This is a genomic window from Rhodococcus sp. T7 (assembly GCF_009872365.1).
In the GTDB taxonomy this organism is placed as follows: domain Bacteria; phylum Actinomycetota; class Actinomycetes; order Mycobacteriales; family Mycobacteriaceae; genus Rhodococcus_F.
Genome location: NZ_WXYH01000389.1, coordinates 52,400 through 52,785, shown reverse-complemented (window position 1 = coordinate 52,785; position 386 = coordinate 52,400). Strand labels below are relative to the sequence as shown.

Below are 386 nucleotides of genomic sequence, written 5' to 3'. Positions count from 1 at the left end.
GACGGGTGGCTGCACACCGGCGACCTCGGACGCCTCGACGCCGACAACTACCTCTACCTGAGCGGCCGCTCGAAGGACATCATCATCCGGGGCGGGGAAAACATCTCCTGCGCCCACGTGGCCGCGGCCCTGACCACCCATCCCGCGGTCGCCGAGGCGATCGTGGTGGCACTGCCGCACGAGGAACTCGGCGAACAGGTCGCCGCCGCCGTGACCATCCGCCGCGGGATCCCGGTCAGCACCGACGACCTCCGCGCACACGCAGCGAAAACGCTCGGCCGCTTCCAAATTCCCACCCGCTGGTGGCTGCGCAACGACATGCTTCCCACCAGCGCGTCCGGGAAGGTGATCCGCCGCAACGTCGAAGCGATGTGGCTCGAACGCGG

Annotated in this window: 1 protein-coding gene; it reads left to right on the top strand. The window is 69.2% G+C overall.

Translation table 11 applies throughout. From position 1 onward, the window contains the following. The coding region (locus tag MLGJGCBP_RS44180; protein ID WP_160104003.1) for an AMP-binding enzyme at positions 1-386 on the top strand (386 nt) is incomplete at both ends.